The organism is Streptococcus caprae (assembly GCF_042649745.1).
Lineage (GTDB): Bacteria > Bacillota > Bacilli > Lactobacillales > Streptococcaceae > Streptococcus > Streptococcus caprae.
In genome coordinates, this window is record NZ_JBHRZV010000002.1 from 91,175 (window position 1) to 110,740 (window position 19,566).

Sequence of the window (19,566 nt, forward strand, 5' to 3'; positions counted from 1 at the left end):
GTCTACAATAGAACTATGATTACACTCGAACAAACCCTAAACATTCTCCGGCAAGACCATAACTTCCGTGAGATTGTCTCTAATGGCCAATTTTTCTACAAGTGCCCGGAAAACCCAACCTTTACAAACATCAGCTACGACAGCCAGACTGCAGACAGCGAGACCCTCTTTTTTGTCAAAGGCGCCAGCTTTAAAAAAGAGTATTTGGAACAGGCTGTGGCTCAAGGCTTGACCTATTACGTGGCAGAAACTGACTATGAAGTTGGCATCCCTGCCATCATCGTCACAGACATCAAGCAGGCTATGAGTCTGGTAGCCATGGCCTTTTATGGCAATCCCCAGGACAAGCTCAAGCTCCTAGCCTTTACAGGGACCAAGGGCAAAACGACAGCTGCCTACTTTGCCTACAACATCCTCCAGCAAAGCCACAAGCCCGCCATGCTCTCCACCATGAACACGACCCTAGACGGCAAGACCTTCTTCAAGTCTGCCCTGACCACTCCTGAGAGCCTAGACCTCTATGCCATGATGGCGGAGGCTGTCTCTAACGGTATGACCCACCTCATCATGGAGGTGTCTAGCCAGGCCTATCTAGTCAAGCGGGTGTATGGCTTGACCTTTGATGTCGGCGTCTTTCTCAACATCAGCCCTGACCACATCGGCTCTATCGAGCACCCGACCTTTGAGGACTACTTCTACCACAAGCGTCTCTTGATGGAACATAGCAGAGCAGTTATTGTCAACTTTGGCATGGACCAGGCCCAAGTCGTGCTAGAGCAAGTTGCAGACCAAGACCATGACTTTTATGGCACTGGCTCTGACAATACGATTCTCGATTCGCAAGCCTTTCGTTTCACGGTGGCTGGCAAACTCGCTGGGGATTACGACATCCAGCTCATCGGCCGTTTCAACCAGGAAAATGCTATCGCAGCTGGACTGGCATGTTTGCGTTTAGATGCTAGTCTGGAAGATATCCAGACAGGGATTGCCCAGACAACCGTTCCAGGCCGCATGGAAGTCCTGACCCAAGCAAACGGCGCCAAAGTCTTTGTCGATTACGCCCACAACGGAGATAGCCTTGAAAAACTCTTGGGCGTTGTCCTGGAACACCAGACAGGTCAGGTAAGTCTCCTTATCGGAGCACCTGGTAACAAGGGTGAAAGCCGTCGGAAGGACTTCGGCCTCCTCCTCAACCAGTATCCTGCTGTCCAAGTGATTTTGACGGCAGATGACCCCAACCACGAGGACCCTGCAGAAATCTGCGCCGAAATCGCCAGCTACATGAACCGTCCCTACGCCACCATCGTGGACCGAGTAGAAGCCATCCGCACAGCCCTGGTCCAAACGACAGGGCCACAGGATGCCGTTATCATTGCCGGTAAGGGAGCTGACGCCTACCAGATTGTCAAGGGCAAAAAAGATGCGACTTACCCAGGTGACCTGGAAGTCGCCAAGAAGTATCTCTAAACATTAAAGAAAACTAGATATAGAAAAAATGCATAGAAAGGCGTTAGCAAGACGTCCATTCTATGCATTTTTGATTACCGAACTTTCAAAAGAAAAGCTAAGTATTGAGTTCCTCCCAGTCTCTTTTAGACTCATTCAAACGCTCAATAGACAAGGTAGGTTGATGTCTGCATAAGAGAATTAGTTTTATTTTTGGACACCAATTAACCAAAATAATCTTTTAGTTTTTCTTGTTCGGTCAAGGTCAACTCACGGTAGTGTCCAGGCAGAAGGTCATCTTCCAAAACAAAGGAACCAAAGGAAATCCGCTTGAGATAGGTTACCTTGACACCGTAGGCCAGGCACATTTTCTTGACCTGGTGGAAGCTCCCTTCTGAAATCGTCACATAGGCCTTGCTCAAGCCTGCTTGTGCCTCCACAATCTGTAAATCGGCTGGCTTACAAACCCGTCCCCCTTCAAAAACAACACCATCTTTGAAAAAAATCGCCGCATCCTCACCTAGCAAGCCATTGACTTCCACGTAATAGGTCTTGGTCACATGGTATTGGGGATGGAGCATGCGAAAGCCCAGGGGACCATTGTTGGTTAACAGCATCAGACCTTCCGTGTCTCGGTCCAAACGACCGACAGGGTATAGCCCAGGAACCTGATCCTCTAGAGCCAGACAATCTATGACCGTATCAAACTGGTCATCTCGGACAGCTGATACCACTCCTTGAGGTTTGTTAAGCAGAAAATAGGCACTCCCTTCAACAGTGACTTGCTTTCTAGCAACACGAATGTCCTGTAGACCAGCATCCACAATGGCATTACTTCTTGTAACTATCTGACCATCCACTGTCACCTGACGGCTTTTGAGCAATTTTTTGACCTGATTCTTTGATCCAAGCTCTGCTATTTCCAATAATTTATCCAAACGCATATCTCTAGTATAGCATCTCGAGTTCCAAATTGGAATTTCCTGCTGGTGATTGAAGTCGTCATATAGTAAATTCTCAAGTTTGTTCAAAAATATTCTCCTCTAAATCCACCTTCTTTTTTAGAATAATTATAAACTATCATCCCTTATTTTTAATCATTCTAAATATTCTTTGTAATCGTTCTAAACACTGATTTAAAAGGCTTTATTGAGATAAAAAATCTTTTTTTCTTGTTATATTTGTGCTATACTGATGATGATTTTTAATCAATTTTTTAATGAAAGGAGGTTAAATATGTCCAACATTCGTGCTGAGGGGATTCAGGTTGCCTATGATAAAAAGGTTATTATCGATGACTTGTCTCTAGGCCTTCCTCCTGGTCAAGTGACCACCATTATCGGCGCTAATGGTTGCGGTAAGTCAACCTTACTCAAGGCCCTGACCCGCATTCAAGCTATTCAAGATGGGGCCATTTTTCTGGATGGGGACTCTATTGCCCATTTACCGACCAAAGAAGTGGCTAAAAAAATCGCTCTGCTACCGCAAGTTTTGGAAGCGACGGAGGGAGTCACAGTTTATGACTTAGTGTCTTACGGTCGCTTTCCCCACCAGCGCTATCTGGGGAATTTAACAACCCAAGACCGGGAGAAAATCCACTGGGCCATGGAGGTCACAAAGACCACAGAATTTGCCACCATGGAAGTTGATGCCCTCTCGGGAGGTCAACGCCAGCGAGTTTGGATTGCCATGGCCTTGGCCCAGGATACGGATACCATTTTCCTAGATGAGCCAACAACCTACCTGGATATGAACCATCAGCTGGAAGTCTTAGAACTCTTGCAAAGACTCAACCAGGAGAATGGCAAGACAATTATCATGGTTCTCCACGATTTGAACCTATCTGCTCGATTTTCTGATCATCTTATTGCCATGAAAAACGGAGTCATCTGCTATCAAGGCAGTCCACAAGAAATCATGACATCTGATATTCTCAAGGAGATTTTTAGCATCGATGCCCAAATTATCCAGGACCCCCACAGCCAACAGCCTATCCTGCTGACCTATCAGCTACTTTAGGCTCACATCCTCATACACCATAGCTAATGACCAACCTCTTTAGCTCCCTATAGATTTAGTAAAGGAATTATTCATGAAAAAGAACTTGTTTAAGACCCTATTTGTGGCCTTCCTCGCTGTCTTTACCTTGGCAGCCTGCTCGTCTCAATCTTCTTCAAAAGAAACAACTGAGACTAAAATCTCAGCCATGCCAAAAATCGATGGCTTCACCTACTATGGTGAGGTGCCAGAAAGCCCTAAGAAAGTCGTCAGCCTAGCATCGTCCTACACTGGTCACCTTCTAGAGCTTGACCTTAACCTGGTCGGTGTGACTTCCTACGATAAGAAAAACCCAGTCCTTACAGACTATGTCAAGGATGCCGAAGAGGTTGCTGCGGCAGACCTTGAAGCCATTGCCACCCTCGAACCAGATGTTATTGTTGTTGGCTCTACGGAGGAAAACATTGAACAACTGGCAGAAATCGCCCCTGTTATTTCAATCGAATATGGCAAACGTGACTACCTGCAAATTCTTTCAGACTTCGGTTCTGTCTTTAACCAAGAAGACAAGGCTCAGGACTGGTTGGACGAGTGGGAAACCAAGATCGCTGACACTAAAAAAGAAGTTCAAGCTGTCACTGGTACTGATGCAACCTTCACTGTAATGGGTCTCTACGAAAAAGAAATCTACCTCTTTGGCGATAACTGGGGCCGTGGTGGAGAAGTCATCTACCAAGCGCTCGGTTACACTGCTCCAGAAAAAGTAAAAACAGAAGTCTTCCCTACAGGCTACCTGGCCATCTCTCAAGAAGTGGTCGCTGACTACGTTGGTGACTACGTGATTGTAGCAGCAGAAGATGATACTACTGGCTCTTCTCTCTATGAGAGTGATATCTGGAAGGCTATCCCAGCTGTCCAAGAAGGCCATGTCATCCGTGTTGACGCCAACGCCTTCTATTTCAATGATCCATTGACCCTGGAATACGAACTTGAAACCCTTCGAGATGCTATTCTTGCTACTAAAAAGTAAGCCGTCTGACCACGAGAGCTAGGCAACCTTTTCTAGCTCTCCCTATTTAGAGAGGAAAATCTATGTCTCCTTTAGACAAACATTTGACTCAGAAAAAACAGAGAGTGGAACAAAAATCGTTAACTCGCAGAGTTCGATTTTGTCGTTCCACCTCCGCAAAGTTGAGTAGGGCTGTAAAAGCTGATAAAATCAGCGCAATAGAGTCCACTCAACCACTGCGTCTAGTAAGAAACACTATAGACCATTTGAAGCCAGGGACTTTTGGCCCTGCTTCTGTTTTTTTCATCATTCTACTGCTCTTTGCATCAGGCTGGTACCTCAGTCTACGCTTTGGGGCAGTTTCTTATAGCAACGCTGACCTGATGGCTGTTCTTAAGCATCCCTTTACCAATTCAGCCAACCAAGATGTCATTATCGATATCCGTCTGCCTCGGATGGTTGCAGCCGCTTTGGTCGGGGCAGCCATGGCTCTCTCAGGCGTAATCATGCAGGGCGTAACCCGAAACCCCATCGCTGACCCTGGACTTCTGGGTATCAATGCTGGGGCAGGACTTGCCCTCATCATCAGCTATGCCTTTGTCAAGAGCCTCCATTATTCAGCTATCCTTGCAATCTGTTTCATCGGTTCTGCTGTTGCCACCATTCTGGTCTTTAGTCTGGCCTATCAACCACGCAAGGGCTATAATCAACTTCGCCTGATTTTAGCGGGTTCCATGGTGGCTACCCTATTCAGTGCTATCGGGCAGGCCCTGACCATCTATTTCAACCTATCTGGCGCCATCATCGGCTGGCAGGCTGGAGGACTGGTTCAGACCAACTGGTCCATGATTCGCTTTATCGCTCCCTTTATCCTCCTTGGAATGCTGGCAGCTCAAGCCTTCGCCCACCAACTGACTATTCTCAGCCTTAACGAGACGGTATCTAAGGCCCTGGGGCAAAAGACGTTTTTCATGACCATCAGTTTGCTTGGCATCGTCTTACTTTTATCAGCATCTGCGGTTGCCTTGATTGGTTCCATAGCCTTTGTCGGCTTGATTATCCCACACTTTGTTAAGATGTTTATCCCTCGAGATTACAGGCTTATCTTACCCCTGACCGCCTTTGCTGGAGCAACCTTTCTACTTTGGGTGGACCTGGTCTGTCGAACCCTAAATCCACCCTATGAAACACCCCTCAATGCCCTAATTTGCATTGTCGGACTTCCTTGTTTCCTCTGGTTGATTAGAAGGGGGCGTCTATGATCAGTAAACAAGTCAATGTTAAACTGATTTTCACAGGCCTCATCCTGGCTCTCGCTGTTGTCGTCATCGGTTCTCTGGCCTTTGGCTACAGCAAGTCTTCACTTTGGGATGTCATAGAAGTCCTTATCGGTCGGGCCAATAGTGGAACTGTTCTGATTATCACGCGCATCCGTCTGCCGAGAATTTTGGCCTGCCTGCTGGGTGGTGCCTCGCTGGCCTTAGCAGGGCTACTGCTTCAGACCCTCACCCGCAATCCTCTCGCAGATTCTGGAATTTTAGGCATCAACGCTGGTGCAGGAATGGTTATCGCCTGTGTCATCTCCTACTGGTCTGTGGAGAGTCGCTCAGTCATCCTAGCTCTGCCATTTTTCGCCATGCTGGGAGGAATTCTAACCATCATGGTTGTCTACCTCATAGCTCGTAAAAAGAACCACGGCATCAGTCCAATCCGCCTCATCATTACGGGGGTCGGGATTAGTTCCATGCTTTCAGGGACCATGGTCTCTATCGTGGGTAATATCGATCGTTACCGGGTCGACTATATCGTCTCTTGGTTGAGTGGCAAGGTCTCCGGGGATGATTGGACAACCCTGACGATGATTGCGCCACTATTGATCATCCTATGGGGACTGGCCTACAGTCGCAGCCGCTCGCTCAATATCATGAACCTCAATGAACAAACCGCACTGGCTCTCGGACTCCAACTGCAAAAGGAACGTCTGATTACCCTGAGTTTGGCAACGGCTCTAGCTGCCATCAGCGTGGTACTTGTCGGAAACATTACCTTTGTTGGCCTTGTGACAGGGCATATCGCTAGAAAATGGCTGGGAGGCGACCACCGCTTGACCATGCCAGCCAGTATGATTTTGGGAATGGTACTGCTCCTTATCGCTGATACTATCGGTCGGGTCCTTCTTGTCGGCACCGGAATCCCGACAGGACTCATTGTCTCCTGTATCGGAGCTCCCTACTTCCTCTATCTTATGAGCAGAGTTGCACAATAATCATGCGACATTCATTAGGCTCAACCTTGTAGAACTTCGCTTTTGAGTTCCAAGGCACACTCAAAAAGCTCTATAATCTCCTCAGAGGCGTAACCCACTACAGAAATTATAGAACTGATACTCACTCAAAATCTCAATAGACAAGGCAGGTTGACGTAGACATAAGAGAGTTAGGCAAGGAAACCTACGGACATAACATTTTGATTTTGGAAGAGTATGAAATTTTGAGTAAGTAAAAAAATCCCCTATCGCCAGTGACGATAGGGGATTTTTAATGTCTTGCATTAGCACTCTACGGGCTTATGCACCAAAACTTTCTGTCAGTTGTGGCACGACTTGTTTTTTACGGGAAACCGCACCAGCCAAGAAGGCATGGTTGTTTTCCAGAGTAAAGTTAAAGGCTGCTTCCACCTTGTCCATGTTGCTACCGAGAGCAAGGATTTCAGAGTTGGAGTTAAGAATGTCCGTAATCATCAAGACAAAGTCTGAGTAACCATTGGCAGTCATAGCTGCAGTGATGGCTGCTTCAATTTCTGCTTGGCGCACCAAGACTTCAGCGATATCAACAGTATTGACTTGCGCTACACGGACAGGATTGCTGTTGAGTTCAAAGGTTTTAGCGTCGATGTCGATCAATTCTTCTGCAGACTTGCTGGCCAAGTTTGTTCCAGCCTTAAGCAAGTTGAGACCGTACTCTTCCAAGTCAACACCTGCAATTTCAGCCAACTCAGCAGCCACTTGTGGGTCTGAAGCATGCGTTGTTGGGGATTTGAGCAAGAGCGTGTCTGAAATCAGACCTGATAAGAGCAAACCAGCAACTTCACGTGGCAAGGTCACACCAGCTTCTTTTGAGGCACGGTAGACGATCGAGCTAGCAGAACCAACTGGCTCCAAGCGCATGTAAAGTGGGTTGGCTGTTTCAAAGTTGGCCACACGGTGGTGGTCGATGACTGCCAAAACTTCCACGTCATGGATGTCTGCAATTGACTGTTGGAATTCATTGTGGTCAGTCAAGATAACTTGACTCACACCTTCTGCTACTGCTGAAGTGACCACGCGCGGTGCTGTCACACCAAAATAATCAAGGGCGAATTGGGTTTCTTCGTTTGGCTCACCAAGCAGGACTGCTTCTGCGTCGCGTCCCCAAGCTGTGCGCTCCAGGTATGCCCAGCCGTAGGCTGAAGCGGTTGCGTCTGTATCTGGATTTTGGTGTCCAAAAACTAAGATTTTTGACATGTTTACAAACCTCTTTTTCAATTATAATCATCTTATTTTATCATAAAGTCCCATTCTTGGGAATGCTACAAACTATGAAAATAAAATGAGTTAATTTACATAGTGGAAATCTCTTATAGAAGCCTCAAGAATAATTTATCTATCAACGTAACAAGTTTAATGCAACGTTTGAAAAACTCTGTGAAAAAAGGTAGAATGGATGAAAACGATTTAAGGAGACCCTATGACTTTTTCAGACTACACTTATACACGCCCTGACTACTTTGCTCTCAAGGAACAGTTGACTGACCTGACTGAACAGCTGACCCAAGCAGACTCAGCCCCAGCTGCCCTTGACATTGTCAAGACTATCACGGCTATCAATACGACCATCGATACCCAACAAACCCTCTGGTCCATCCGCCACTCAATCGATATGACGGACGAATTTTACAACCAAGAAACCAAATTTTGGAATGAGTACAGCCCCCTCTTTGGAGAGCTGTCAACAACTTACTATAAGGCAGTCCTCGATAGTCCTTACCGTGAAGAACTAAGCCAATTTCTCCCAGAGACCTTCTTCCTCCAAGCAGAAAACCAACTCAAGACCTTCTCGTCTGAAGCCATCCCCCTCTTCCAAAAGGAAAATGACTTGGTTGACCAGTACAACAACTTAATCGCTTCTGCTAAGATTGAGTTCCAAGGGGAAACCTATAATCTGGCTCAAATGGCACCTTTTGCTCAAGAAACTGATCGCGAGGTCCGTCGTCAGGCTGCTAATACTACCCTTTCCTTCTTTGAAAGCAATGAAGCTGAGTTTGACCGTATCTACGACGAACTGGTCAAGGTACGGACTGAGATTGCCCATACGCTTGGTTTTAAGGACTATGTCGAATACGGTTATGCCATGATGAACCGCTTTGACTACAATCGGGACATGGTCAAGACCTACCGCGATGAGATTCGTAAGCATGTTGTGCCAATCGTAACTAACCTGAGAAGACATCAAGCAGAACGTATCGGTGTAGACACCATTACCCACTACGATATCAGCCTTGAGTTCAAGGACGGCAATGCCAAGCCTCAGGGAGACCCAGATTTCATCGTGTCTCAAGCTCAAAAGATGTACCGTGAACTCTCGCCTGAAACAGGAGAATACTTCGACTTCATGGTCGACAATGACTTGCTGGACTTGGTCGCTAAACCCAACAAAAATAGCGGAGGCTATTGTACCTATATCGCTGATTACAAGAGCCCCTTCATCTTCTCCAACTTCAACGGCACTAGCGGAGATATCGATGTCCTGACCCACGAAGCGGGACACGCCTTCCAGGTTTACCGTTCACGCTGGATTCCAACGCCAGAATGCATTTGGCCAACCTACGAATCCTGTGAAATCCACTCCATGTCCATGGAATTCCTAACCTGGCCTTGGATGGAAAACTTCTTCAAGGAACAAGTGGACAAATATCGCTACTCTCACTTGGCTGGAACCTTACTCTTCTTACCGTACGGGGTCTTGGTCGACCACTTCCAGCATGAGGTCTATGAGAATCCAACCATGACACCAGCCGAACGCAAGGCAACTTGGAGTCGCCTAGAGGCCATCTACTTACCAGACCGTGATTATTCAGAGTCTGATTTCCTCAGTCGTGGTGGGTTCTGGTTCTGTCAAGGACACATCTTTAGTAGCCCATTCTACTATATCGATTATACCTTAGCCCAGGTCTGCGCCCTCCAATTCTGGAAACGGACACAAATCGACCAAGATGAAACAGCTTGGACAGACTATCTCCGGATCTGCGATATAGGAGGCTCTAAGAGCTTCTTACAAATCGTTGAAGCTGCCAACCTCAAGTCACCTTTCCAAGAAGGTGCCCTTAAAGCAACTGTCAATGCAGCAGCAGACTGGTTTAATGCTATCGACGATAAGGCATTGTAATATTATATGAATTAGTGACTAAAGAGGCTCCTTACGGGCCTCTTTAGTCGTTATTAACTGTTGGACTAGCAAAACTATCTTTATTCAACAGTCGTAAACTATCATCATCACTGCTTTCAAACATCAAGTTAAGCATCTCTCCATCCTGGTAGCTAAGATAATTCAATGTAACCAGCATGAATCCATCTTCAAAAACAACAACCGAATCTCCCTCTGGTTCCCCATAAGACTTCAAGATGATCTCCAACTGCTCTCCCTTTACATTTGTTTCCTCATTGGTTAGCAAAAGTTTGTCATAGGCTTCTTTGGTCCATGATTTCTGGGAGGATTTACCTTGATTAGCACATTTTTGTTTCAACAAGTTACTGGCAGTCTTCATAACCAAAACATAGTTGCCTTCCTCTGTTTCATCAAAATGAAAACTAACAAATTCAAACCGATTTTGATCATAAAACGTATAATCAAGAATAAGACTCGTCAAGCTAGATGTTCTTGTTTGAGAAAGATTATCGGCTTTTCCATAGGTCTGAATAAACTCATCAATCGTGATGTTCTTGTATGGAACCTTCATAAACTGGTCGTAAGTCCACTCTTTTGTTTTTTCTCCTTCAGCAACGGTCATATCACTCAGAGCCATTTTTAATGGCGTGGCATGTTGTTCTTGGACCGTATTAAGGTGGTACTTAAAATAAAACAAGAAACTTCCTACGACCAAAAAAGCTACAGCAAACAAGATAACACCATACTGTATTCGCTTTTTCTTAGACGTTACATCCTCGATGGCATAACGTTGCGTAATGTCTTTATCCAGTTCCTCTACAAGAGTGCCAAGGTCTTCCTCTTTTTTCATTTTGACCATACGTTTTCTCCTTTATGAGTCAACATCAAGTTTCCTTCTTGATTTTTAGTGAAAGTCAGTTCCACTTTTTCAGTATCCGATTGTTTATAAATAAGCAAAGCTGACTTACTCTCGAAAGGCTCTGATTCTCCAGATAGATAGGCTTGATGGGGGAGGCCTAGCAAAGCAACAGCATCTTGATAAGAGATTTGATTGACACTTAAAGACTCATAGTCAGCCTTTGACATCGTAAAATCTCTAGTGTCATCAACTGGATAGTCTTGTGACGTCAGCCAAGAATAATTAAGCCACTTAAAATGGTAATCTTTAGACCCTGAGACTTGCTCGAAAGACAAGAAAACAGTACTCGGAATTGGTCTTTTCTTAGAATCATAACTGATTACAAGCGTCTCCTCATAAGTTGAAGCTTGATTAGGTTTTCCATATTTTTCAATTATTTCAGTCAGATTTAAGTCGGCATCCTCTTCAAGAAATTGTTCAATCTGTTCATAGGTCCACGTAAACTCAGAACTTTCTGCATCTGCAAGAGCAATCTGTTTAGTTGGGTCAGCTGTGTTAGGCTCAATCGTGACTGTGGACCTGAGTACTTGACGAGATAAGAATGCAACACCCACTGTAATCACTGCTATCATGGTAATGATAATCCATTTTCGATACTGTTTCTGCCAATGGGAAAAGCGAGCAAATCGCTCTTCACTATCACTCTGCAACTCTATCGAAAGGTCAAGTAACCCTTCATCATCTTTCTTTTTCTTCCTTGCCATAATCCTTTTTCTCCTAAAAAAGCGAGCGCGGACTGCTCTTTAGACAGCCTTGCAGACTCGCTTAAATTTCTTTATTTGACCCCGATACGGTTACGGTACTCTTGATAAGACTCTGTATGCATGAGGGTTTTGGCATTTTGAACACGTTCGGCTGTCGGTGGCTTAACCCCCTCAAGGGTATAAGGAATGCCCAACTCACGCCACTTGAATTCTCCCATGGTATGGTAGGGGAGAATTTCAAACTTGTCGACATTTTTCAGCCCCTCAACAAATTTCCCTAGTTCAATCAAGTGCTCGTCAATATCAGTCAGGCCAGGCACAAGAACGTGGCGGACCCAGATTGGAATTCCCTTATCTGACAGATACTGGGCAAAGAGCAAGATGTTTTTGTTGGACTGGCGCGTGACAAACTTATGCTGGTCAGGATCAATTTCCTTCAAATCCAGCAAAATCAAATCCGTAACGGCCAATAACACATCTAATTTTTCCTGGTATTCAGGCGTTGGACGATAGGCAAAGCCGCAGGTATCCAAGGTCGTATGGATGCCATGCTTTTTAGCCTCGATAAAGAGGGCTGTAATAAACTCCAGCTGGAGCATAGCTTCACCACCTGAAACCGTAATTCCTCCGTTTGCTCCCCAGAAATGGCGGTATTGCATGGCTTCTCGCAAGACATCTGCCACGGTCCTTACCCTAGAATTATTGGTTTCCATTTCCCAGGTATCAGGGTTATGGCAATATTGACAGCGGAGCTTGCAACCCTGCAAAAAGATAATAAAACGGATTCCAGGTCCATCAACTGTTCCAAAACTTTCCGTAGAGTGCACCATTCCGGTTACTTGACTATAATCAATCTCTGTCATCTTCTTGGTCCATCCCCTAAGAAACCTCATGTTTTTTATGTTCCTCAAGGTCGTCCTTTCTTGAATTCAACGCCATCTTGCAAGCGTTTTATAAGTTTATTATACCATTTTTTCACATGAATAGAAGATTGTAAATCAATTTCTGAAAAAACCTGTTATAAGACAAAAAAGAGAGTGAGACAAAAATCGGTAACTCCTAGAGTTCGATTTTGTTGTCACACCTCCGCACAGTTGAGTAGGGTTATAAAAGCTGATGTAATCAGCGAATTAGAAACCACTCAACCACTGCGTCTCGCTTATTTGACGACAATAACAAGATAAGACTAGGACTTTTGTCCCAGCCTTTTAACTCATGTGTTATAGGTTAGTTTTCATCTTCTGTCGGCTCAAGGTCCTGCATGGTCACCTTAAGTTTGATAATCCGACCATCCTTGACCTTATCATTGACTATCTCAATATGCTTATCCTTGGAATCAACAGCAAAAATTTCCTTTTCCTCTTGGCTAGGGATGGATCCGATTGCCGCCAAATAGTAACCGGCCATGGTATCGACATCATCGTTTTCCAATTCCAACTCGAAGTAGTCGTTAAACTCATTGATGGTCATCGAACCAAGCACGATGTAAGTATTTGGGGCGATTTCTCGGACATACTGCTCAGCCTTGTCCGTCTCATCATCGATTTCCCCAACGATTTCTTCCAAGAGGTCCTCAAGAGTTACCAAACCAGCCACACCACCGTATTCATCACGAAGGATAGACATTTGTTTTTGAGAATTGCGGAGCTCCTTGAGCAGATCATCGACAAAGATAGTGTCCGGTACAAAGAGCGGCTCTTGCAAAATCCGGCGCAGATTAATCTGGTCAAAGCCTTTTTCGTAAGCCTCCGTCAGCAATTTCTTGGTATGAATGACCCCGATGACCTTATCCTTGTCATCATCATAGACTGGGATTCGTGAATAATTTTCCTTGAGGATAGACTTGACAATCTCTTCTGTATCATCATTAATGTCCACCATGAAGGCGTCCGTCCGAGGTACCATGACCTCACGCGCCAGCATTTCATCCAAGGAGAAAACCCCTTGAAGCATCTCAATTTCTTCCGCGTCCAGTCCCGCCTCACTCTTGGTTAGAATGTACTCAATTTCGTCCCGCGTCATCTGCTCGTCCGCATCGTCAAAATTCATCGGCGTAATGCGGCTAAGAAGATTAGTAGAAGCTGACAGCAACCAGACAAAGGGACTCACGAGTTTCCCAAGCACCACGATAATTGGTGCCGTCACCACTGCCAGATTTTCCTTGAGATTCATGGCAATCCGCTTGGGATACAGTTCCCCTAAAACGATAGAAATGTAAGTCAAAAAGAGCATGGCGCCAACAGACCCAATCGTCCTAGCTGTTGCTGTGTTTCCAAACCAGCCTGCAATGACCGTTCCCAGAGAAGCCGACAAACTCGCACCCGAAACCAAGGTGATGAGGGTAATCCCCACCTGAATGGTCGAGAGGAAATTATTGGGGTCTTCGAGAACCTTTAACAGTCTGATGTATTTCTTATCGCCCTCCTCAGCCTTCTGCTCCACTCGAGAACGGTTGAGCGAAACCAGAGCCATCTCTGTGGCTGAGAAAAATGCATTGATGAGGGTCAGAACAAGCAAAAGAACAAATTGCACCAGCAAATTCTGACTTCCAGGGTCTTCCATGATTACTCCTTATACTCTGGACCAAGGCCAGATTTTCGACTATAGTAGTCCTATTATAGCATACTTAGGGCCACTTTGACCAAATTTTTCCTCCCATCTTGTGGTATAATAGGGTTATTATTTCCTCGGGAGGTCCCTATGACACTGATTTCGATGCTCGACGTTTCCTTAACGAAAAATAGCAAAGCTATCCTTAAAGACATCAACTGGACTGTTGACAAGGGCCAGACCTGGGCCATTCTAGGGCTCAATGGCTCTGGTAAGACCAGCCTGCTCAAACTCATTATGGCAGAGTATTTTCAAAGTACAGGTCAGGTCACTGTCTTGGGCACCCAGTTTGGTCAAGGCGATATTTCAGCTCTGAGAAAGCGCATTGGAATTGTAGGTTCCTTTATTGCCGAACGCCTACCCAAATACATGAAGGCAGAGCAAATCGTCCTCACGGGTAAGTATAAGTCCAGCATTCTCTACACCGCCTATGGAGACAAGGAACTCAACGAAGCCCGGACCATGCTCGTCAGCCTTGGAGGAGAGCACCTACTCGGACGGTCCTACCACAGCCTCTCCCAAGGTGAAAAACAGTTGGTTCTGATTGCCCGTAGCCTCATGGAAGAACCTGACATTATTATCCTAGATGAGGCTACCGTTGGACTTGACCTCTTTGCCAGGGAAAAATTACTATCCCAAGTCGACCGTATCACGGATCTCCCCCACGCTCCCCTAGTTCTCTATGTGACCCACCACGCTGAAGAAATCACTGAAAAAATCAGTCACATTCTCCTGCTCAAGCAGGGACAAATTATAGCCCAAGGTCCTAAAGCAGACGTCCTCACTGTTCCTGTCCTCTCCGAATTCTACGACAATCAAGTCGACGTTATTCCCCTGGGAGACGACAGAATTTATATCAAACCGATTTTGTAAAAACAAGCAAAAACCGCCAAGCATAACTGTTAACCAACAGAAGTTAGGCGGTTTTGCTGTTATATAATTGAATGAAGAGCTTTGAGACGCAGGCAGTACTTGAGAACGGCAAGTCGAAAATAACGATGTATCAAGGTTGATTCAAATGACTATAATTTCACCCCTTGATCCGTTCTATCATCACAAGAAACGGCGGCGTGTTGATTTGGTTGAGGGGCTGGTAGAGCATGGCTGTATAGAGCGTCTGGTCCAGTTCTTTGACGAAGCCCAGTACCGCATCTTTTTCCATATCGCCACCCTCATGTCCGTAATAAATCATGATAGCGATTCGTCCGCCCACCTCCAGTAAATCACACAACTGGGACAGGGCAGACAGGGTCGTATCGGGCTTTGTGATAACAGTCTTGTCCGTACTTGGCAGATAGCCCAGATTAAAAATGGCTGCACGAACAGGTTCTGTAACATACTGGCCGACCGTTTCATGGCCTGCTAAAATCAACTCTGTATTAGTCAAGCCGAACTGTGCCAGTCGTTCAGTTGTTTTCTGCACCGCTTGTTCCTGGACATCAAAGGCATAGACCTTCTTTGCGAGCCCCGCTAGAAAAGCTGTGTCATTGCCATTGCCCATGGTGGCATCCACCGCAATAGCCTCCCCATCTAGCACTTCTTCTAAAAATTCGTGGGAAAGATGAATAGGACGTTTAATCATAAGATATCTTCCTCCTCTCCCAAATCAAGGGCTAGAATATCTCCTTTTTTTCCGTAGTGGATGATTCGCAGGTATTCTCCCCAGACCCTTGAACGGCCAATATCTGTATTCATCCAAGTATCGCGAGACAGTGGCGTTCCTTGATAGACGGCATCAAAGGTATAAGCCACGTAGGAGAGGTGGTCGGGTAGGTGCTTTGCAAGCGTGCGCCACTGGCGTCCTGTCGCATGGCTCTTACAGATAAAGAGCAAGGATTGAATGCTGGTAAAGTCAAAAACTTCCTTGGCAAAGAGAACATTTTCCAGGGTATTGGTAGACTTGTACTCAGAGACGATGATGTCCTCTGGAACACCAGCATCAATAAGATGTTTGATAATGACTGCTGCTTCAGACGGATTCTCAAGGTTCCAGTCTTCGTGCGGTGTTCCTGTCAAACTCCGGCCACCTGTCACGATAATACGCTTGACCAACCCCCTTTGGTAGGCTTCAATCGCCTTTTCCCAGTGGCCCGGATGGGTCCCGCTAAAGATAAACAAGGCATCACAGGACTTCGGAGGAATGGCTTTACCAAAGGTCACCTCCGTCAAAAAAGCAATTTCCTCTGTTGACAATTCAGGCACTTCTGGTGTTTTTGGGATAATGGGTTTCATAACATATTCTCTCTTTCTTATACTCTTTCAAAATCAAAATTCTACGTTATCATTGTTTTCCCAACGTTCTATCTCTACATCAACCTATCTCATATATCTTGACTTTGGGTAAGTGCTACAATACATCCCATTCTATCAAAAAAAGGGCCTGCAAGCTATCAAAACTAACAGGCTATCGTTTATTTTTGCTTGCCTTGGAAACGGAGTTCAAAGCGTTTTTGGTCGTAAAAGGGATAAATCAAGTGCAATACTCCAAAACCAAGAGTAAATCCTGCGATCACATCCGTCGGATAATGGACACCTAGATAAATCCGTGATAGACCAATTAGGCCAATCAAACACGCCAACAAAAGCTCACAGAAGGTCCGCGCCAGACCAGCCTTCATGCGCTGGTGCACGATGACAATCAGACTCCCAATAATCAGCATAGTCCCCATGGAATGCCCACTTGGGAAAGAATAGCCATGAGCCTCAACTAAGTGCGTGATGCTCGGACGATCCCGTCTATAGATATACTTGAAGGTCAGGATAAAACAGGCAGCCGCGATACCACTCACGGCGACAAAGCCCCCTTCTGCCTTCCACTGTTTCCAAAAGTAAAGAGCAAGGAAGGCCACCACTACCAAGATAACTTGGGTAAGGGTATTTCCAATTACTGTAATCGTGCTAAAAAAGGTTGTCAATCCAGCTGGCAGGTCCCCCCGCATGGCTGATTGAATCGTCATGTCAAAGCTAGCCACCGTCTCAGGGTAGAACTTGATGACATAGCCCAGCATGACGAAAATCAGACAGGCAAAGGAAGCTATTGTAAAGTGTGTTTGTTTATTTTTCATATCGTATATTTTTCTAAAATCGGTCGGCAAGGTAAGTAGACAATTCCAAATACCAAGGCAAATACTGCTCCTTCAATGAGGTTGAAAGGCAGGACCATGCCCCAAAGGTAGTTACCAAGACCGATAAATTTTCCAATATCAAAGTTCGCAAACTGTGCATACATTGGCACGGCATAAACAAGGTTTAAAACTAACATTGCAAGGGTCAAAAGAACCGTTCCAGCGACACTTGCTAAAATAAAATTCTTGCGGGTTGGGGTCTTTTTCCATAGCAGAGCAAAGGCTGCCAGGAAAAGTGCCAAGGCAATGACATTCATAGGCAAACCAATCATGGTTCCAGCTCCGCCATTGTCCAACAACAGTTTGAGTAAGGTCCTAAGGACCAAGACACCATAAGCGGACTTCAAATCAAAGAGCACCAGGCCAATCAGCATGGGCAGGATTGAGAAATCCAGCTTAAGAAAATCAGCTCCCGGCAAAAGCGGGAAGTTGAGTAGCATGAGCACAAAAGACAGTGCTCCCAAAATTGCAATAAAGACCATTTTTCTTGTCTTTAACATAAAAAATTCCTCCAATTTTTCCAAATTGAAAGAAGTCCCAAAGAATATGACACACCAAAGAAAGTCCAAGTTTTCTGCCTGTGGTACGACAAAAAGCCTCGGTTTCCATTGGGTTGTACTACCCTTCGTCTTCTCCCATCCAGACTTTACTGTCGGTTGTGGAATCTCACCACATCAGCTTGCGCTCGCGGACTTAAAACAGCTTAACTGCTTCACACCGCCGGTCGGGAATTTCACCCTGCCCTGAAGACATTTCTATCTTAACAGAAACAGGGGCTTTATGCAAGACATTTATAGTCTAGCAGGAAAAGCTTAGGATTTGCTTAATTAAAAACAATATTTTATCGCAACTTTAATAGTAAGGCATTGAATTCGTGGTAAAAAATTTTGGCCTCTCAAGTTAGAACTTCAGGTTCAGGAATCTTTTAGGTTCTATTTGGTTTTCTTTAAGCTATGCTAGATATACTATAAGCATCCTAAAACTTTTTACTGCCAAGGCAGTATCGTCATCCCTAAGTGCTAAAGCACAAAGGGCTGGCATATGATTTCATAAATCTCCTGAGAGCACCGATTCATCTGAGTCGGTGTTTTCACATGACAAAAGAGATGCCCATCATGAACATCTCTTGAAAGTATGATTAGTTAAATCCATAAATCCTGCGGGCAATGCGGTAGGCGGCATTGGAGACCTTGCGGCCTGGATAACCATAAAGGTTGATGATTTGACCCAACATCCCACGGCGAACCTTTTTGTAGAGTTCAGGATTATGGGTTTTGAGGTATTCCCACAATTCCTTTTTCTTGGCAATGTGCTCCGCTTGACCAGCTCGGTTAAGCAAGGCACTAGAAATAATCGTTGTAATTTCAACATGGTTGAGAAGATAATCTCTGCACCGTTCATTAGCAATGGCATCCATATCAAAACTATCAATCAAAATCTTATTGACCTTAATCTGCTGATCAATCCGTGAAATCATAACCGTCTCATTGACAGACTGCTCCTCACGGCCAATCAAATAACGGTAGAAATCAACTGGCAAATAGTACATGGTCTGTACATACTTGAGCGGTTCAAAGACAAAGATATTGTCAACATAAAAGGTATGAGTCGGCAATTCCAAGGCAATGTCCTTGAGAAGTTGGGTCCGATAGATGAGGGAGTGCATCATCATGTACTGCCCCTTCCCAAAACTTCCTACCTCATCCCAGGTAAAAATCCGGTCTTCCGGCAAAATCTCATCGTAGCGCATAACGGCCTTACGAGACTTGCCTTCTTTTTCATAGACGAAGTTAGTAATAAAGGCATCAACTGGTTCAACAAAACTTTCCAATGTTTCAAGGATTTTCAACAGGGCTCGTGTGTCGACCCAGTCATCACTGTCGACCACCTTGAAATAGGTCCCCTTAGCTTCACGCATGCCAGTATTAACCGCTCCGCCATGGCCCATATTATCCTGATAAATAGCTCGGACAATTCCAGGGTACTTGGCTTGCAGGCTCTCCGCAATCTCCTGGGTCTTGTCGGCCGAACCGTCATTGATGATGAGAATCTCCAGCTGATCACCAGCCAGAGCCAGGGACTCTACACAATAATGTAAGTACTCGCTAGCATTATAGCTAGGAATAGCAACAGTTAATAAGGTCACAATACTTTCCTCTATTTTCCTGATAGCAATCAGTTTTTATCGAATCTTGTTCTTCCTATTTTACCAAAAACCCCAAAAATGGCAAGGTGATATACTCCCCCTATAGTGGACAGTGAAAAAACAAAAATTCACTAGAAACTATAGAGGGAGTTTTCATATGTCCAAAAGAAGTCCGAAATCAGTAGA

18 protein-coding genes and 1 riboswitch are annotated in these 19,566 nt (G+C 45.2%); of the genes, 7 read left to right on the top strand and 11 right to left on the bottom strand.

Annotated elements, in window-relative coordinates; genetic code table 11:
* Positions 1-15: 15 nt before the first annotated feature.
* A complete protein-coding gene (locus tag ACFORF_RS00575; protein WP_380424293.1) occupies positions 16-1,467 on the top strand; it encodes a UDP-N-acetylmuramoyl-L-alanyl-D-glutamate--L-lysine ligase in 1,452 nt (483 codons plus the stop codon).
* A gap of 203 nt (positions 1,468-1,670) precedes the next feature.
* Here the strand turns inward: ACFORF_RS00575 and ACFORF_RS00580 are convergent, their stop codons facing one another.
* The gene (locus ACFORF_RS00580) at positions 1,671-2,390 is read right to left on the bottom strand and encodes a 16S rRNA pseudouridine(516) synthase (protein WP_380424331.1); all 720 of its coding nucleotides are present in this window, start codon (positions 2,388-2,390) and stop codon (positions 1,671-1,673) included.
* 292 nt (positions 2,391-2,682) lie between these two features.
* Here ACFORF_RS00580 and ACFORF_RS00585 point away from each other — a divergent pair, with 292 nt between their 5' ends.
* The 4 genes from ACFORF_RS00585 (at position 2,683) to ACFORF_RS00600 (ending at position 6,719) form a co-directional block, all read left to right on the top strand.
* A complete protein-coding gene (locus ACFORF_RS00585; RefSeq protein ID WP_380424295.1) occupies positions 2,683-3,465 on the top strand; it encodes an ABC transporter ATP-binding protein in 783 nt (260 codons plus the stop codon).
* Positions 3,466-3,538: 73 nt separating this feature from the next.
* Entirely contained in the window at positions 3,539-4,474 is a 936-nt protein-coding gene (locus ACFORF_RS00590) for an iron-hydroxamate ABC transporter substrate-binding protein (protein WP_380424297.1), read from the top strand.
* A gap of 245 nt (positions 4,475-4,719) precedes the next feature.
* Complete coding sequence (locus ACFORF_RS00595; protein WP_380424299.1) at positions 4,720-5,715, top strand: FecCD family ABC transporter permease; 996 nt, start codon at positions 4,720-4,722, stop codon at positions 5,713-5,715.
* On the top strand, positions 5,712-6,719 hold the full coding sequence (locus tag ACFORF_RS00600; RefSeq protein WP_380424301.1) for a FecCD family ABC transporter permease: 1,008 nt from the start codon (positions 5,712-5,714) through the stop codon (positions 6,717-6,719). Before ACFORF_RS00595 ends, ACFORF_RS00600 begins: the two co-directional genes overlap by 4 nt.
* 300 nt (positions 6,720-7,019) lie before the next feature.
* On the opposite strand, the gene ACFORF_RS00605 is transcribed toward ACFORF_RS00600, so the two are convergent.
* Complete coding sequence (locus ACFORF_RS00605) at positions 7,020-7,955, bottom strand: manganese-dependent inorganic pyrophosphatase (RefSeq protein ID WP_380424303.1); 936 nt, start codon at positions 7,953-7,955, stop codon at positions 7,020-7,022.
* Positions 7,956-8,178: 223 nt separating this feature from the next.
* Between ACFORF_RS00605 and ACFORF_RS00610 the strand changes: the two genes are divergently transcribed.
* Entirely contained in the window at positions 8,179-9,876 is a 1,698-nt protein-coding gene (locus ACFORF_RS00610) for a M3 family oligoendopeptidase (protein WP_380424305.1), read from the top strand.
* Between the two features lie 43 nt (positions 9,877-9,919).
* On the opposite strand, the gene ACFORF_RS00615 is transcribed toward ACFORF_RS00610, so the two are convergent.
* From ACFORF_RS00615 to ACFORF_RS00630, 4 genes are all read right to left on the bottom strand, one after another.
* On the bottom strand, positions 9,920-10,735 hold the full coding sequence (locus tag ACFORF_RS00615; RefSeq protein WP_380424307.1) for a hypothetical protein: 816 nt from the start codon (positions 10,733-10,735) through the stop codon (positions 9,920-9,922).
* Positions 10,723-11,499 carry a hypothetical protein gene (locus tag ACFORF_RS00620; RefSeq protein WP_380424309.1) on the bottom strand — a complete coding sequence of 259 codons (777 nt, stop codon included), beginning with the start codon at positions 11,497-11,499 and terminating at the stop codon, positions 10,723-10,725. Before ACFORF_RS00620 ends, ACFORF_RS00615 begins: the two co-directional genes overlap by 13 nt.
* 71 nt (positions 11,500-11,570) lie before the next feature.
* Positions 11,571-12,362, bottom strand: coding sequence for a pyruvate formate-lyase-activating protein (gene pflA / locus ACFORF_RS00625; protein WP_380424311.1), 792 nt, complete (start codon positions 12,360-12,362; stop codon positions 11,571-11,573).
* Between the two features lie 364 nt (positions 12,363-12,726).
* Entirely contained in the window at positions 12,727-14,061 is a 1,335-nt protein-coding gene (locus ACFORF_RS00630) for a hemolysin family protein (RefSeq protein ID WP_380424313.1), read from the bottom strand.
* A gap of 138 nt (positions 14,062-14,199) precedes the next feature.
* Here ACFORF_RS00630 and ACFORF_RS00635 point away from each other — a divergent pair, with 138 nt between their 5' ends.
* Positions 14,200-14,982, top strand: coding sequence for an ABC transporter ATP-binding protein (locus ACFORF_RS00635; protein WP_380424315.1), 783 nt, complete (start codon positions 14,200-14,202; stop codon positions 14,980-14,982).
* A gap of 157 nt (positions 14,983-15,139) precedes the next feature.
* Here the strand turns inward: ACFORF_RS00635 and ACFORF_RS00640 are convergent, their stop codons facing one another.
* From ACFORF_RS00640 to ACFORF_RS00660, 5 genes are all read right to left on the bottom strand, one after another.
* Positions 15,140-15,691: a tRNA (mnm(5)s(2)U34)-methyltransferase gene (locus ACFORF_RS00640; RefSeq protein WP_380424317.1), complete on the bottom strand. Its 552-nt coding sequence runs from the start codon at positions 15,689-15,691 to the stop codon at positions 15,140-15,142.
* Positions 15,688-16,341, bottom strand: a complete 654-nt coding sequence (locus ACFORF_RS00645; protein ID WP_380424319.1) for a YdcF family protein — start codon at positions 16,339-16,341, stop codon at positions 15,688-15,690. Before ACFORF_RS00645 ends, ACFORF_RS00640 begins: the two co-directional genes overlap by 4 nt.
* 179 nt (positions 16,342-16,520) lie before the next feature.
* Positions 16,521-17,174, bottom strand: coding sequence for a phosphatase PAP2 family protein (locus tag ACFORF_RS00650; RefSeq protein WP_380424321.1), 654 nt, complete (start codon positions 17,172-17,174; stop codon positions 16,521-16,523).
* Positions 17,171-17,734, bottom strand: a complete 564-nt coding sequence (locus tag ACFORF_RS00655; RefSeq protein ID WP_380424323.1) for an ECF transporter S component — start codon at positions 17,732-17,734, stop codon at positions 17,171-17,173. Before ACFORF_RS00655 ends, ACFORF_RS00650 begins: the two co-directional genes overlap by 4 nt.
* 123 nt (positions 17,735-17,857) lie before the next feature.
* Positions 17,858-17,989, bottom strand: a riboswitch (FMN riboswitch).
* Between the two features lie 383 nt (positions 17,990-18,372).
* Complete coding sequence (locus tag ACFORF_RS00660) at positions 18,373-19,380, bottom strand: glycosyltransferase family 2 protein (RefSeq protein WP_380424325.1); 1,008 nt, start codon at positions 19,378-19,380, stop codon at positions 18,373-18,375.
* Positions 19,381-19,566 lie beyond the last annotated feature (186 nt).

Bases quoted from the DNA above. Each gene is read 5' to 3' on its own strand.
- ACFORF_RS00575 (WP_380424293.1), top strand. From the start codon at position 16: ATGATTACACTCGAACAAACCCTAAACATTCTCCGGCAAGACCATAAC.
- ACFORF_RS00580 (WP_380424331.1), bottom strand. From the start codon at position 2,390: ATGCGTTTGGATAAATTATTGGAAATAGCAGAGCTTGGATCAAAGAAT.
- ACFORF_RS00585 (WP_380424295.1), top strand. From the start codon at position 2,683: ATGTCCAACATTCGTGCTGAGGGGATTCAGGTTGCCTATGATAAAAAG.
- ACFORF_RS00590 (WP_380424297.1), top strand. From the start codon at position 3,539: ATGAAAAAGAACTTGTTTAAGACCCTATTTGTGGCCTTCCTCGCTGTC.
- ACFORF_RS00600 (WP_380424301.1), top strand. From the start codon at position 5,712: ATGATCAGTAAACAAGTCAATGTTAAACTGATTTTCACAGGCCTCATC.
- ACFORF_RS00605 (WP_380424303.1), bottom strand. From the start codon at position 7,955: ATGTCAAAAATCTTAGTTTTTGGACACCAAAATCCAGATACAGACGCA.
- ACFORF_RS00610 (WP_380424305.1), top strand. From the start codon at position 8,179: ATGACTTTTTCAGACTACACTTATACACGCCCTGACTACTTTGCTCTC.
- ACFORF_RS00615 (WP_380424307.1), bottom strand. From the start codon at position 10,735: ATGGTCAAAATGAAAAAAGAGGAAGACCTTGGCACTCTTGTAGAGGAA.
- ACFORF_RS00620 (WP_380424309.1), bottom strand. From the start codon at position 11,499: ATGGCAAGGAAGAAAAAGAAAGATGATGAAGGGTTACTTGACCTTTCG.
- pflA (WP_380424311.1), bottom strand. From the start codon at position 12,362: ATGACAGAGATTGATTATAGTCAAGTAACCGGAATGGTGCACTCTACG.
- ACFORF_RS00630 (WP_380424313.1), bottom strand. From the start codon at position 14,061: ATGGAAGACCCTGGAAGTCAGAATTTGCTGGTGCAATTTGTTCTTTTG.
- ACFORF_RS00635 (WP_380424315.1), top strand. From the start codon at position 14,200: ATGACACTGATTTCGATGCTCGACGTTTCCTTAACGAAAAATAGCAAA.
- ACFORF_RS00640 (WP_380424317.1), bottom strand. From the start codon at position 15,691: ATGATTAAACGTCCTATTCATCTTTCCCACGAATTTTTAGAAGAAGTG.
- ACFORF_RS00645 (WP_380424319.1), bottom strand. From the start codon at position 16,341: ATGAAACCCATTATCCCAAAAACACCAGAAGTGCCTGAATTGTCAACA.
- ACFORF_RS00650 (WP_380424321.1), bottom strand. From the start codon at position 17,174: ATGAAAAATAAACAAACACACTTTACAATAGCTTCCTTTGCCTGTCTG.
- ACFORF_RS00655 (WP_380424323.1), bottom strand. From the start codon at position 17,734: ATGTTAAAGACAAGAAAAATGGTCTTTATTGCAATTTTGGGAGCACTG.